Below are 12766 nucleotides of genomic sequence, written 5' to 3'. Positions count from 1 at the left end.
AGAAACCGGAATGACAATGACATTACTCTCGTCCTTCGTACCGGTGGAGACTACGGACAACTGAAGAAAATGCTTTGATCACGCAGGCATAAATTGCAATTTTTTTTGGAGCCGGTCAGACAATGGCCGGCTGCGAGAAGAAGCGAAGGTTCATGAAATGGAGCAAAACCAGAGGTTATGAATCAGCTCATGAATGTCATGCATACAGCAATTAATTAAGCTACTGAAATACCGCGTTATTCATAATTTTCCATATCATCGGTGATCGCCGGGTCGGAATAGTTATTCCACTTTATCGTTAGTGCATCCGATTAAGCGGTACCAGCCTTCAAAATTGAATCGAAAGCCGATTCGAAGCTGAGAGCTGCAAATGTCCGCTTTTGTTTAGTAGTGCCCTGGATGCGGCTAGATTGCAAAGCGGACATTCTGGTACGACGCCTGGAAAGCCGCTCGCATGCCTGGCGTATCGACAAACCGACCATCAATCTCTTCAACGGTCCGGCCGTGGCAGTCTGGGTAGCATGGCCTCCACGTCAATCGTGTAGGTAGAGAAAAAAGCTTCCGCCGCTTCAATTAAAGCTGTCTCGTTTTCAAGTATCCCAAGATAGACCGGCCACTCGGCGTCTATCAGTTCCGTGCTATAAGGTTCCGGATCTACGTCCCCCAGCTGTGCAAGAAACCGGAACTCCGTTTCGTTCATGACGATGTAATCGCACCGTTTGCGCAAAAACATTTGCAGCATCTGCTGGGCATTGTAGCCGTCATGGCGCACCAGATGGCTCCCGATCCGCCCCTCAAGCCCATCACTGTAGACAAACCATCTGCGAAGACAGATACCTCCCTTGAGGTCATCGAAGGAGTCCGGGCGCCGGCCAGGTTGCGCGAACACGCGGTCACGCCAGGTTAACAACGGCCCTACGGCGTGCATTTGGTCCGGCAAAGGCATCCATAGCGGGTTGGCGAAAACCGCGTTGGCCAGTCCTCGTTCCAGAGCCCAGGCCTGGCGTTTACGCGCCATCGGGACGAAATCGGCTGCGATACCGGTCTGTTTGGTGAATTCATTGATCACCTCGACCAGAATGCCCTCGCTGAGATCATTGCCGTAATAAAACGGGAGAAAGCTCTCGTCCGAACCCATAATCTTGAGCGTTTGGGACGAAACTGGAAGGAACCAGAATGCCATGATGATAAACAGGACTGCTCTCATTCGGTCCTCGTTGGAGTGATCAACCGGGTAAGGCCGTCGCTTGCCCGACTCTGCCTTTCGAGTTACAGACAGTTTGGCTCGAATTCTGGCTACATACCATAAGAAAGTCGATGTCGCTGCAAAGTCAGCTTTACCCACAAAAACTGTGGATAACTTTGTGGGAACAGCTCGGATAGGTGTCTTCAGCCCTGCAATGGCAGGGCCTCAGCCATTGTGGCGTTTTAATGACCGGCCAGCGAATAAACAGCCTTATCAGGCTAGCGAATACCCTTCGACTGCAGCCATTGGCTGATCTGCGCCTGATTCATGGCGCCGCTCTGGCGGGCCACTTCCCGGCCATTCTGGAACAGGATCATGGTAGGGATGCTGCGAATGCCAAACTGGCTGGCCGGGCCTTGGGCCTGTTCCGTATTTAGCTTGGCAAAACGTACCTTGCCCCGCCAGTCTCTCGCGGCCTGTTCGAACTGAGGCGCCATCATTTTGCAGGGGCCACACCAGCTCGCCCAGAAGTCCACCAGCACCGGCAGATCACTGCGCCCGGTATGATTAGCAAAGCTCTGGTCTGTAAGTTCCAGAACCTGATCCGGCCACAACGGCTGTTTGCAGGCGCCGCAATTGCCGCCAGATGACAATTTATCCGCAGGCACGCGATTTACCTTGTGGCAGTGGGGACAGACCAGGTGTCGGATATCAGTCATGATTGATTGCCCTCAGATTGTGTACTGAGATAAATGATCAGGGCAGACCAGACGAAATCAAGCAGCGCTTCATATTACTCGTCTCGCCAAAGCGGCCAGGCGATGAAAACTGTACTAGAAATCAGACATTACGTCCTGAAGATCCTGCTTGAGCTCTGCCGGTTCGGTGATCCATACCGTTTTATCAGGGCCGGGAAATACACCCACATCGAGGCCATCCTTCGTTAAACCGGGGACCCATTTCCGGAAGAAGTCCGGCAGTGAAATACTGCGGGGCGTCAGCTCATCGCCGCCGTTGGCGTACTCGGCGGCAAACGCCGAAGCCGGCCACACGGGCAGGTATTCCACATCGCCATCGTCCGAGGCGATCTTGAGGAATTGGCTCTGGCCGTTAACCAGGATCCAGATTTCCCGTTCCTCGGCCACTTGGCTCAGGAAGTAGTCGTACCGCTCTTCACCATCCATTTCCATTACTTGATTGAGGTCTTCACTGCTCATGTCAGGTACGCCACTCCAGTCGTTTGCTTTTCGGTATTCGGCGGAGCCTAACACGTATTTGGCGGAGACTGGCGGCCGCTTATCCAAAACATTATCAGCAACGCTGCAAGGGCCAGGTTGCCTAAGAGCATAAAGGGATACATTTCCGGGGAGATTCGCAACCATTCACCAGTAAAGTTCATCTTGGCGTGGAAAATCAGCACCGCTAGAACCATGCTGAACCGCAAGACACTATTCACGCGTAAAAGGAGCATCACTGAGGTCAGACCTCGAAACGGCGTCTAATTCAGAATAATCGGAGCATCCGAATGAAAAAGTACCTCGCCCTCCCGATCCTGTGCATCGCGTTGCCTGTATTCGCCCAACCGGCGCCTCCGCAAAAGGGATTCAGTGGTGAAGTCTCGCTAAATGCGGGGATCATCTCTTCAACGTCCAACTTTAACGTCGATGGCAGCGCCAGCACGTTGTTCAATAAAAGCGTTCTGATGATGAGCTCAGCCTGCTTGCAGCTTACGAGTACCCGCAATTCATGGGCTGGAAGGACTGGTCGTTTATTTCTTTTGCCGGCTTTGGCGACACCCAATCCAACCTGACCTTCTACGATGAATCCTCGTACCTGTTTGCGGTGGGGCTAAATTATAAGTTCTGATCTCGCCTGGCCTTCAAGCGCTCAACCAAGGCTCAGTTTTCAACCACTCGGGCTCGAAGCCTGGGTAGCTGAGCCGGGTAGTGTTCCTGAATGAAGGTTACCATGCCCTCCCGGATCGCACATCTGAGGTCCCAGTTCTTGCTGGAATTGGCGGCGCTCATCAAAAAACGCACCTGAATGGCCTGATCACTGGAATCGGTCACCTGCACCGAGGAAAATTCGCCATCCCAGAGCCCCGATTCATTGAGCAAACGAGTGAACTCCTGCCTGAGCGGTTCAACCGGCATGGTGTAGTCCACCCAGATAAAAACTGTTCCCAGCAACTCTGCGGTATTCCTGGACCAGTTCTGGAACGGGTTCTCGATAAACCATTGCAGTGGCACTACAAGGCGACGCAGATCCCAGACCCGCAAAACCACATAGGTGGCTGTCACTTCCTCTACCCAGCACCACTCGCCCTGCACATACAGCACGTCGTCTATACGGAAAGGTTGGGTCAGAGCGATCTGCATACCGGCCAGCAGGTTGCTCAACACAGGACGGGCCGCGAACCCGAGAATAAGGCCGCCGACACCCGCGGAGGCAAGAAGGCTGGCGCCCATGTGCTGAACCGATTCAAAGGTCATCAGGGCAGCGCCCAGGCCGATGATCACGATGAGAATATTAAGTGCGCGGACCAGGAATCGGGTCTGGGTCTCGACCTTGCGCGCCCGCTTCCAATGCCCTTCCAGCACTGGATTGAGCGCGACAATGACCTCGCCAATGGCCGATGTCAGTCGAACGGCCGCCCAGGTGATGGCAAGGATGAGTAGAAGGGTGGTGATTTGCTGAATCGCCGCCATCAACGGGAGATCCGGTGGTGCGGCCGCCAGCGAACCTGCAAGGGTGAGCAGACAGAAAACAACACCGAGCGCCCGGGCAGCCGCATCGAGGAACAGGCGAATGACCGTCCTGGACCCTGAAAAATGCCGAAAGACTGCCAGAGCCAGTCGGTACACGACATAGGTCGCAGCAACTGCGAGAATCGCCGTAAAACCCGGCCACAACCATGCCTTGAAACCGGCTTCAAACGATTCCAGCATCTGCCCTCCCCGAGCTTTCAATCAGAAAAGTGGGCAGGCGAACACATCCCTGTATTCCGCTCAGCCCCGTAAAAGCCTAGACCAGCCCTTGCTCCCGTGCCATCGCCATGGCAGCTTTCGGTCCGGTCCAGAGCGAGGGGAGGATAACCAGTGAAACCGGAATCGCTGTCAGCACGATGAACTGCTGGAGTACGCCAATCTGGCCGGCGCCCATATACAGAAGAATGGCCGCCATCAATGCCATGGCACCGCCCCAGAACACACGGATCCAAGGGCTTGGTTCGTCGTGGCCAGCTCCGACCATAGCAATCGAATAGCTCATGGAGTCGCCGGTGGTGGCAACGAAAATGGTTGTCAGCAACAGAATCGCCGCCGCCATCCAGGTGCCGCCGGGCAAAGCCTGAGCCACGGTCAGTGTGGCGACATCAAAGCGAAAGTTGTTCAGAGCTTCAGTCAGGTCGAAAGTACCGGCTAGCTGGTGATAGATACCGGAGCCACCGAGCAGGGTGAACCAGATGGTGGTCGCGATGGGGGCCAATACGGCCACCGCCAGAACCATTTCACGAACTGTCCGGCCCCGGGAGATTCTGGCAACAAACACTGCCATCAACGGCGTATAACCAATGAACCAGGCAAAGAAAAACACCGTCCACCATTTCATCCACCAGGCCGGTGCCGTTTCTGCGGTCATGGTTGCCATGGCAAAGAACGAGGTGACGTATTCACCCATCGACTGGGTGTAGGTATTCGCCAGGAACAGCGTGGGGCCGAAGACAAAGATAACCCCGGCAATAACCAACGCCAATATCACGTTGAAACGGCTCAGCAACTGAATGCCCTTATGCAGACCGGTCATGGCAGAAGTCATGTACACCCCGGCCAGAACCACCAGAACGCTCAGCTGGGTACCGTAGCCGTCTGGCACTCCGAACAGCTCATGCAACCCAAAGCTCATCTGGGTGGCGAGAAAACCGATGGGCCCGACGGTGCCGGCCACCACGGCAATCACACAGAAGGCATCGATGACACCACCGAGGCGCCCCTGAATGACTTTCTCACCGAATACCGGGTACAACAGCGTTCTTGGTTGCAAAGGTTTGCCCTGTCCGTAGTGGGCCCGCGTCAGGACCAGGGCTGTCAGGGAGCCGAGCACGGCCCATGCCAGGAATCCCCAGTGCGTGAACGACTGGGCCATGGCGGGAGCGACCGCTGCGGCGGAGCCAGCTTCGGTATTAAAAGCCGGAGGCGTAACAACAAAGTGGTAAACCGGTTCACCAGCGGCAAAAAACACCCCGCCTCCGGCCAACAAGGTACACATGATCATCGACAGCCACCGGAAACGGCCGATTTCTGGTCGATCCAGTCCGCCTATCCGAGCGGCGCCGGCCCGGCTCAGGGCTGTTCCAATGGCGATGAAGAATGTGAGTAGCAGCAGTAACTGGAAAAAGGAGCCCAGATAGGTGGCGGTCCACGCAAACCCGCTACCGATGAGTTCCGCCACGTAGCTACTGTCGAATATTGAGGCCCCTACGAACAGAAGTATGAAGCCGATAGTGAGCACCAGAACAACGGGATCGCTGTCTGTCAGCGGCCCACTTCTGGCTCGCGGGAGAGATTCGGATTGCACGGTCATAAGGTCTGCCTCTGGAAGAAAAAGCCGCGCAGGCTGCAGGAAGTGAGCGGTTCATGCACGGGGATTTCTGAAAATACGCATGCTCCGATGAAAACCGCCGCCCGGCTGTTCGGCCTCATTGGGCTGATCATGTTCATAGCGCCCGCTGCAGCACCCTCGCTGGGGTCACTCATGTTGGCGCTTGGCGAGTGGCAGTGGATACTTCTCATGCTGGCGGGCTATGCCGCGTTTCTTGTCCTGACGCTGCAGGTTGCGCTTTTCCCGAAGCTCCAGCCTCGAATCCCGACCACCACACCGATTCGGTCCCTGGTGACCAACTACCTGCTGGTGCTCAGACATAAAACCACCATGCGTTTTATCGGCATTCAGGTTCTGTGTTTCAGCACCATGCTGTTGTTCATCACCCATTCCCCGTTCATCTACCAGGAATGGTCTGGCCTCTCCAACAGCACGTTTGCCATTCTATTCGCCGCCAACATTGCGTTCATGGCTGCCCTGAACCTGATCAACCGTCCGTTACTACGGCGATTCTCCTCGGTGCAGCTAGTGCGCGCCCCGGACAGTCGCCCTGGCGAAAGAAGCTGGCGTGTAACATTTTGACCACAGGGAAGCTCTAAACGGTTTGCAGGGAGAATTGAACCATCCCTGACCATCGAAACGTATGCATGTGGGTAAAAAAACAAAGGACGTGTTCGACAATGACAGTGCCAATACCGGAAACCGCCTTCTCATCCAGAGCGGCGTGCCGCACGACAGGTTTGCTGAGGACGCCGGATACTTCCAGAAGTCGATCCCTCTGAGACACCCCCTCATTTTCTACCTTGGCCACACCGCACCATTCTTCGTTAACAAGCTGGTTCTGGCCAAGCTGCTACCCGAGCGCATCGATCCGCGCATGGAGTCGATTTTTGCAGTGGGTGTCGATGAGATGAGTTGGGACGATCTGGACGAGGACCATTACGACTGGCCTACCGTCGCCGAAGTCATGGATTACCGGGCCAAAGTCCGGGCCACCGTTCTCGAGTTGATCGAAACACTGCCGCTCAGCCTGCCAATCAATTGGGAGAGCCCCTGGTGGCCCATCGTCATGGGCGTCGAGCACGAGCGTATCCATCTGGAGACCTCGTCTGTACTGATCCGCCAGCATGATCTGGCAATGGTCCGCCCGCAGCCGGAAGGGGCCCCGATTCGTGAAACCGGTGAAGCGCCGGAAAACGAGCTGATCACCGTGCCAGCCGGCACAGTTTCAATCGGCAAACCCTACGATGACGCCTACTACGGCTGTGACAATGAATACGGCGAGCATGAAGCCGAGGTCGATGAGTTCAGGGCCAGTCAGTATCTGGTCAGCAATCAGGAATTCCTGGCGTTTGTTGAAGCTGGCGGTTACCAGGAAGACCGGTTCTGGAGTGAAGAAGGTTGCGCCTGGCGCCAATTCGCCAAGGCCAGGCATCCAACGTTCTGGCGCTGGCAGAATGGGTGGCACCTGCGACTGATGACCGAGGAAGTGGAGATGCCGTGGGACTGGCCGGTGGAAGTCAATTACCACGAAGCAAAAGCCTTTTGCGAGTGGAAACGGGAGGAAACCGGTATCAAAGAGGTGGACAACGACCCTGCCAACGCCAACCTGCACCTGGACCATGGAGCATCTTCCTGCCCGGCTTCCGCTACATCGACTCGGAAAGCGAAGCGGTGCAACCCAATGCCTACTACGAAAGCGACCGGTTGCTGACTGAATACGCGGAGCTCCACTTCGGTGACACCTGGTTTGGCGTGGAAAACTTTCCGAAGGCCCTGGCGGATCTGGCCCTGGGTGCCATGAATGGCAAGCCCACCGGCAAAGCAGTGGATCTGGGCTGCGCCTGTGGCCGGTCCAGTTTCGAGCTGGCAAGGCGCTTTGACCAGGTGGAAGGCGTCGATTTCTCAGCCAACTTTATCAGGCTGGGCGTGGAAATGGCCGAGCAAGGCTCCATTCGCTATGCACTTGCAGAGGAAGGCGAACTGGTCAGCTATCACACCCGAACGCTCAAAGAACTTGGCCTCGAGGAATGTTCTGAGAACGTGAGCTTCTACCAGGGGGATGCCTGTAACCTGAAACCGCAGTACTCGGGCTACGACCTTGTTCTGGCGGCCAACCTTATTGATCGCCTCTACCGCCCAAGGCGTTTTCTGGACAGCATTCACGAGCGAATCAACGACGGTGGGCTGTTGGTTATTGCTTCACCCTACACCTGGCTGGAGGAACACACGCCGAAGGAAGAGTGGATTGGCGGTTTCAAAAAGGATGGTGAGAACCACACCACGCTGGATGGCCTGAAAGAGCACCTCTCACAGCATTTCAGGCTAGTCAGTCAGCCGAGAAAGGTGCCTTTCGTTATCCGCGAAACCCAGCACAAGTTCCAGCATACCCTGTCGGAAGTAACTATCTGGGAGCGGTTGCCGCGCTGATCAGCGCGGTAATCTCTCCTCTGAAAGGGCTGAACCAGGTCGTTTAACTCTTGCGTCCCGCAAAGCTCATTCTCTGGTTCGCGAGCTTTTCAGGTGTCCCCGTCCAGGCGTAGGCCAGGAGCGTAGGCTCAAAGTCCCCGGTGGTCATACGGTGGGCTTTTTCCGGCGGGTTGAAGAACAGGGAGCCCGGCGTAAATACGCTGTAGTTGCTGTCAGAGACCGAACCACTCAAACAGATGTACGACTCGCTGATGCCGTCGTGACTGTGTTCCGGGTAGGTACATTTTGGGCCGAATAGCACCAGGCCCAGTATGACGTTTTTGCTGAGCACAGGTCCGTTCGGGCCCATCAGCTCAGCGTACGCGTATTTACGGGCCAGGCTTTTATGCATCCTTTCATAGCCATAGCGCCACGTAAGCTGGCCAGAGACTCGCGTCAGGACTCTAACAACTGGTGCGGTCCGCTCACTCAATCCCTGGTCCAGAGCCCGCCCGAGCCATGCGCATACTGGAAGCTGCACAGGTTGGTCAAACTCAACAACAGGATTGGACTCAAGTTCAGCGTTAAGTCGATTTCGGACATCTTTGAGATGCGAACGAATGACCGGGTTTCCACCCGCAGAACCAAATCTATAGAGGTGCCAGTACTCCCGAAACACATATTGCCAATCCACATGATCTGAGAGTCTGGCCATATCCGCTCTTCTCCTGCGCGTATCCGGAAGTTCGGGATTCAGGATAGGTGATTTTGTGTTTCACAAACAATGCCGCGCCCCGGAGGCCGCGGCAAAAACGGCTTCAACCAGATTACTGAACCTGCTCGAAGTAACCCTTCAGCCGATCCTTATTCGTGGCGGCAGCAGCGGTCAGCTTGTCCACCGCGGCTTTGGCAGCGTCGTAGTTGACCGGGTCGCCGGGCTCAGCCTTCACAAATCCTGGCTCAAAGACCATTGCGCCGTCAGCGCCAGAGTTTTTCATTTCAACGACATGCTCTGCTGCCATAGCGAGGCTGGACGCAAGGGTCAGTGCAACTGCGGCTAAACCATTCTTGAAAGTTAATTTCATAGTAACTTCACCTCATTGGTCGGACCTTAAAAGCACTAGGAATTACGCACCCCACTCACATCAGGATTGTTTTCGGAGCTACGGGCATATCCCTATGGGAATGACGGTCGTGTTTCGCCGACTGACAGGCCTGAGAACCAAAGACGGTCTGTGTCGTACACACTTTTATGATGTTTACAGACCTCGTAGGCGTCGTCTCCAAAGCAGCAGTCCAGTTTGCTCGACTGATCTGATAATCCCCATAGAGCCGAACAGGGTTTTATGCAACAAAAGACGATCACTGACGAAACCTTGAAAATGGGCGTTGACGTCCTCGCTGAGAAAGATCCCGATCTTTACGAGGTGCGAGCCCGACTGGGATACCCTCCAATCTGGACTCGCGAACCGGGGTTTGCATCATTGATCCACATCATCCTTGAACAACAGGTCTCGCTCAAAGCCGCAGCTACGATGTTCCAGCGGCTAGCGTCCCACCTTGGATCGGTAACCCCGGAACTGGTCCAGAGGGCTGGCGAGCCTGAGCTAAGACGAGTCGGGCTTACCCGACAGAAATCCAGGTATTGTGTCGAGCTGGCCAACCGCATAACCGACGGCAAACTCGACCTCGCGCAAGTCGAAAAGCTTGACGATGTGCAGGGCCGAAGCCACCTTTTAGAAGTACCCGGTTTGGGGCCCTGGACCGTCGACATCTATTACATGATGGCGCTACGACGGCCGGATGTCTGGCCCCAAGGCGACCTGGCACTGGCATCCGCAATACAGGACATCAAAAATCTGGATGCCCGACCGACAAAAGAAGAGCAACTGGCCTTTGCCGAACAGTGGGCGCCCTGGCGAGCACTGCCCGATGTGCGCGGCTGCTCATGGCTGGGTCGGTCTTGGGCGAATCGTTTATGCAAGCTCGTCAGAGCAGCTTTCAAGCTGGCTGGACGAACTGCACGTGGCGCCACCGCCCGTGGCAACGCTTCCGATCAATCAGGTCGTTCCGGGCGTTCCCACTGAGGGCCCCTTTCCCGCTCTTGCTGACGCCCTGAGAGAGCTTCACGAGCGCTACGCTTTGGCCGGTCGGAACAAAACATAATTGCCCAGCAGTGCCAGCGTGGCACCCAGTACCGCCGTTGTTGTCCACTCAAAACCCTCGAGCCAGGTCGAAACGCTCAGGGCAACCACGGGGAAAAGTACCGTCGCGTAGCCTGCTTTGTCGGCGCCGAGCGTCTGAATCACCGTGATGTAGCAATAGAACGCGATGATTGAGCCGGGAACGGCCAGAAAGACGGTTGCGCCCCAGAAAGTCGCTGAGGTGGGGACTACCCACTCAACACCAAGCAACAGGCACCAGATGCCAAGAATCACCGCGCCGTAAACCATGGCCCAGGCATTGGCCAGTAACAGCGGCACCTGAGACATCCGCACCTTGATGCTTACCAGGTTACCCATGGAAAACCAGAAGGTGCCGCCAATGGCGAAAAGAATGCTGGTGGCTGTGGCATTCCCCAGTTGCAGATCGTGCCAGAACAGCAGTGCCACACCTGTGATCCCCAGAGAGATCGCCGGATAAAGCCGGGCGGTAGGCCGGAGCCGTAACCAGAGCCAGCCATTCAAAGCGTTAAACAGAGCGGCCAGCGAAAACACCACCGCCAGCAGACCGCTTGTCATCGATTCTGCAGCACGATAAATCAGCAGAAAGTTCAGGCTGTACAGGGTTGCCCCCTGCAGCACCAGCCAACCGTGCTGTTTCAGGGTCAACTTCTCCAGCCTGCGCACCATGGCAAGAACCACCAGTGTCACGACAGAAGCCATAAAGAATCGGTAAAACACGGATATGTCGACCGGCGCCGCTTCAACCTGCAGACGAATCGCTGTCCAGGTGAGACCCCAGATCAGTACCGTCAAACCATAGTGAACAGAGATGGGCATGCCAGTGGGGTCCTGTAGCTATCGGGAACAATGGTTGATCGGGGGTCAGAGTAGAACCAGGACAGCACCAAAACTTGTCAGATCCTGCTGAACCATGGATGATTCTTGAGGCGGCCTCTCGTCCAGACTGATCCTACATCCCTATACCAACGCCGTACAACTCATGCAAAAGTGCCGTTTAACCACTCACTTGGGAGACCTATGCGCATTCGCGTAACGCATCAAAGGGTTACTCTTGCTCTGCAATTGATACTGCTTGGTGAAGCAGTGTTTGCGATCTGGGGCCAACGATGGTTCACCGCATTTCTGACGGCCATGATTATCGCCATCACCTTCTTCCCGTTGCTGTTTGAACGCCGTTTCCGAATCCACATTCCGCCGGAACTGCAACTGGCCGCCATAGGGTTTGTGTTTGCTTCCCTGTTTCTCGGGGAGATCCGTGATTACTACACGCGCTTCTGGTGGTGGGACATGGCGCTGCACACCACATCGGGATTCTTGTTAGGTATTTTGGGGTTCCTCTTGGTGCACATCATGAACGAGACCGAAAAGATTCACGTGCACATGAACCCCGGCTTTGTCGCATTTTTCGCGTTCATGTTTGCACTGGGCGTGGGCGCACTATGGGAGGTTTTCGAGTTCACCATGGATTCCCTGTTTGGCATGAATATGCAAAAACCCATGCTTGGTGATCCTTCCGGACTGACGGATACCATGTGGGACCTGATCGTGGATGCGACGGGGGCATTGGTCATTTCAATATTGGGATGGCGCTACCTGAAGAACCCTGACAAACGTTCCTTTCTGGAGCGCTGGATTGACTCTTTTATTGAAAGAAATCCGCGATTTTTCAAACGTTAATGATTTTAAGGAAATGACATGCAAGCATGATGGCCCCGTCAGAGAGGGCGTGGCGTCATGACCTGTCAAATGGGATAATGCGTGCAAATTCAAAGCCGTCGAACGAAGCCATTCATGTTTTTATCGTGTAAGAAAATCTCAGACTCACACGGTTTTACCCTGATCGAGCTGGTTCTCGTCGTTGTCATTCTTGGAGTTCTGGCCGCCTTTGCACTGCCACGATTTTCGGACCTCTCAACCGATGCCCGCCTGGCGGCATTGGATTCACTGGAAGGCACGATGAAAAGCACAATAGGAATAGTGAGAAGCAAAGCCTATGCACAGGGGCTGTCCCCAGCAGCCAGCAATCCCGGCGGAATACAGACTAACTAGTGCCCATCCAGAAATTAGCAAGCCTCTGATTTCCAGATAAAATTCTGAGAATAGATAAAAAAATCCTCTTGGCTTTGGTATGTTTTAAGTGCGACCAAAAAACATCAAACAACCAAGAGGATCCAGCATGCGAGAGATCCGCAATGCTCAGGTCAGTATATTCGAACATTACTCGAATCACGAGTATGGCGTCCGACTCCGGAAGCTGTCGGAGGTCCTGGACAGGCAGCCCGAGATTCTTGAGCTGGTGGCGGCAGATTTAATCGATGCTTCCGTTTCAGCCGTTGGGCGATCCGGTCTCAGCGCAGAGACTGTTCTGCGTTGCATGGTATTAAGG

The 12766-nt window shown here is 55.0% G+C and carries 15 protein-coding genes and 1 pseudogene; 8 read left to right on the top strand and 8 right to left on the bottom strand.

The features are described from left to right. Window positions 1-490 precede the first annotated feature (490 nt). The 3 genes from BM035_RS21450 to BM035_RS21440 form a co-directional block, all read right to left on the bottom strand. Window positions 491-1207: a substrate-binding periplasmic protein gene (locus BM035_RS21450; protein WP_092034333.1), complete on the bottom strand. Its 717-nt coding sequence runs from the start codon at window positions 1205-1207 to the stop codon at window positions 491-493. Between the two features lie 257 nt (window positions 1208-1464). Then, on the bottom strand, window positions 1465-1905 hold the full coding sequence (trxC, locus tag BM035_RS21445; RefSeq protein ID WP_008172333.1) for a thioredoxin TrxC: 441 nt from the start codon (window positions 1903-1905) through the stop codon (window positions 1465-1467). Between the two features lie 114 nt (window positions 1906-2019). After that, entirely contained in the window at window positions 2020-2403 is a 384-nt protein-coding gene (locus tag BM035_RS21440) for a DUF2750 domain-containing protein (RefSeq protein WP_008172335.1), read from the bottom strand. A 529-nt stretch (window positions 2404-2932) separates the two neighbouring features. On the opposite strand from BM035_RS21440, the gene BM035_RS23260 reads away from it, so the two are divergent. Next, entirely contained in the window at window positions 2933-3052 is a 120-nt protein-coding gene (locus BM035_RS23260; protein WP_008172339.1) for a DUF2860 family protein, read from the top strand. Between the two features lie 32 nt (window positions 3053-3084). Here BM035_RS23260 and BM035_RS21425 read toward each other — a convergent pair whose 3' ends face one another. Continuing rightward, on the bottom strand, window positions 3085-4134 hold the full coding sequence (locus BM035_RS21425; protein WP_008172341.1) for a mechanosensitive ion channel family protein: 1050 nt from the start codon (window positions 4132-4134) through the stop codon (window positions 3085-3087). A 76-nt stretch (window positions 4135-4210) separates the two neighbouring features. After that, window positions 4211-5767, bottom strand: a complete 1557-nt coding sequence (locus BM035_RS21420) for a BCCT family transporter (RefSeq protein ID WP_008172343.1) — start codon at window positions 5765-5767, stop codon at window positions 4211-4213. Between the two features lie 87 nt (window positions 5768-5854). Between BM035_RS21420 and BM035_RS21415 the strand changes: the two genes are divergently transcribed. From BM035_RS21415 to BM035_RS22835, 3 genes are all read left to right on the top strand, one after another. Then, window positions 5855-6367, top strand: coding sequence for an MFS transporter (locus BM035_RS21415; RefSeq protein WP_254775558.1), 513 nt, complete (start codon window positions 5855-5857; stop codon window positions 6365-6367). Between the two features lie 67 nt (window positions 6368-6434). Next, complete coding sequence (gene ovoA / locus BM035_RS22840) at window positions 6435-7499, top strand: 5-histidylcysteine sulfoxide synthase (protein WP_199185495.1); 1065 nt, start codon at window positions 6435-6437, stop codon at window positions 7497-7499. Then, window positions 7460-8215: a putative 4-mercaptohistidine N1-methyltransferase gene (locus BM035_RS22835; RefSeq protein ID WP_202945858.1), complete on the top strand. Its 756-nt coding sequence runs from the start codon at window positions 7460-7462 to the stop codon at window positions 8213-8215. Before ovoA ends, BM035_RS22835 begins: the two co-directional genes overlap by 40 nt. Window positions 8216-8258: 43 nt before the next feature. Here the strand turns inward: BM035_RS22835 and BM035_RS21405 are convergent, their stop codons facing one another. Then, window positions 8259-8909, bottom strand: coding sequence for a dimethylsulfonioproprionate lyase family protein (locus BM035_RS21405; RefSeq protein WP_008172346.1), 651 nt, complete (start codon window positions 8907-8909; stop codon window positions 8259-8261). A 112-nt stretch (window positions 8910-9021) separates the two neighbouring features. Next, the gene (locus tag BM035_RS21400; RefSeq protein ID WP_092034330.1) at window positions 9022-9279 is read right to left on the bottom strand and encodes a hypothetical protein; all 258 of its coding nucleotides are present in this window, start codon (window positions 9277-9279) and stop codon (window positions 9022-9024) included. A gap of 261 nt (window positions 9280-9540) precedes the next feature. Here BM035_RS21400 and BM035_RS21395 point away from each other — a divergent pair, with 261 nt between their 5' ends. Continuing rightward, window positions 9541-10281, top strand: coding sequence for a DNA-3-methyladenine glycosylase family protein (locus BM035_RS21395; protein WP_092034329.1), 741 nt, complete (start codon window positions 9541-9543; stop codon window positions 10279-10281). Window positions 10282-10329: 48 nt separating this feature from the next. On the opposite strand, the gene BM035_RS21390 is transcribed toward BM035_RS21395, so the two are convergent. Next, the gene (locus tag BM035_RS21390; protein ID WP_092034327.1) at window positions 10330-11196 is read right to left on the bottom strand and encodes a DMT family transporter; all 867 of its coding nucleotides are present in this window, start codon (window positions 11194-11196) and stop codon (window positions 10330-10332) included. 315 nt (window positions 11197-11511) lie between these two features. Here BM035_RS21390 and BM035_RS21385 point away from each other — a divergent pair, with 315 nt between their 5' ends. From BM035_RS21385 to BM035_RS21375, 3 genes and pseudogenes are all read left to right on the top strand, one after another. Then, window positions 11512-12057, top strand: a complete 546-nt coding sequence (locus BM035_RS21385; RefSeq protein ID WP_254775557.1) for a hypothetical protein — start codon at window positions 11512-11514, stop codon at window positions 12055-12057. A gap of 81 nt (window positions 12058-12138) precedes the next feature. Continuing rightward, window positions 12139-12429 carry a prepilin-type N-terminal cleavage/methylation domain-containing protein gene (locus BM035_RS23320; RefSeq protein ID WP_441295089.1) on the top strand — a complete coding sequence of 97 codons (291 nt, stop codon included), beginning with the start codon at window positions 12139-12141 and terminating at the stop codon, window positions 12427-12429. Window positions 12430-12556: 127 nt separating this feature from the next. Beyond that, window positions 12557-12766, top strand: a pseudogene (locus tag BM035_RS21375) (ISNCY-like element ISMaq5 family transposase); the annotation flags it as partial.

The organism is Marinobacter sp. DSM 26671, from assembly GCF_900112835.1.
GTDB lineage: Bacteria > Pseudomonadota > Gammaproteobacteria > Pseudomonadales > Oleiphilaceae > Marinobacter > Marinobacter flavimaris.
This window is presented reverse-complemented; position numbering and strand designations above follow the sequence as displayed.

Coding starts and splice junctions, on each gene's coding strand:
- trxC (WP_008172333.1), bottom strand. CDS start 1,905: ATGACTGATATCCGACACCTGGTCTGTCCCCACTGCCACAAGGTAAAT.
- BM035_RS21420 (WP_008172343.1), bottom strand. CDS start 5,767: ATGACCGTGCAATCCGAATCTCTCCCGCGAGCCAGAAGTGGGCCGCTG.
- BM035_RS21395 (WP_092034329.1), top strand. CDS start 9,541: ATGCAACAAAAGACGATCACTGACGAAACCTTGAAAATGGGCGTTGAC.
- BM035_RS21400 (WP_092034330.1), bottom strand. CDS start 9,279: ATGAAATTAACTTTCAAGAATGGTTTAGCCGCAGTTGCACTGACCCTT.
- BM035_RS21440 (WP_008172335.1), bottom strand. CDS start 2,403: ATGAGCAGTGAAGACCTCAATCAAGTAATGGAAATGGATGGTGAAGAG.
- BM035_RS21385 (WP_254775557.1), top strand. CDS start 11,512: ATGATTATCGCCATCACCTTCTTCCCGTTGCTGTTTGAACGCCGTTTC.
- BM035_RS23260 (WP_008172339.1), top strand. CDS start 2,933: ATGGGCTGGAAGGACTGGTCGTTTATTTCTTTTGCCGGCTTTGGCGAC.
- BM035_RS21450 (WP_092034333.1), bottom strand. CDS start 1,207: ATGAGAGCAGTCCTGTTTATCATCATGGCATTCTGGTTCCTTCCAGTT.
- BM035_RS21405 (WP_008172346.1), bottom strand. CDS start 8,909: ATGGCCAGACTCTCAGATCATGTGGATTGGCAATATGTGTTTCGGGAG.
- BM035_RS21425 (WP_008172341.1), bottom strand. CDS start 4,134: ATGCTGGAATCGTTTGAAGCCGGTTTCAAGGCATGGTTGTGGCCGGGT.
- BM035_RS21390 (WP_092034327.1), bottom strand. CDS start 11,196: ATGCCCATCTCTGTTCACTATGGTTTGACGGTACTGATCTGGGGTCTC.
- BM035_RS21415 (WP_254775558.1), top strand. CDS start 5,855: ATGAAAACCGCCGCCCGGCTGTTCGGCCTCATTGGGCTGATCATGTTC.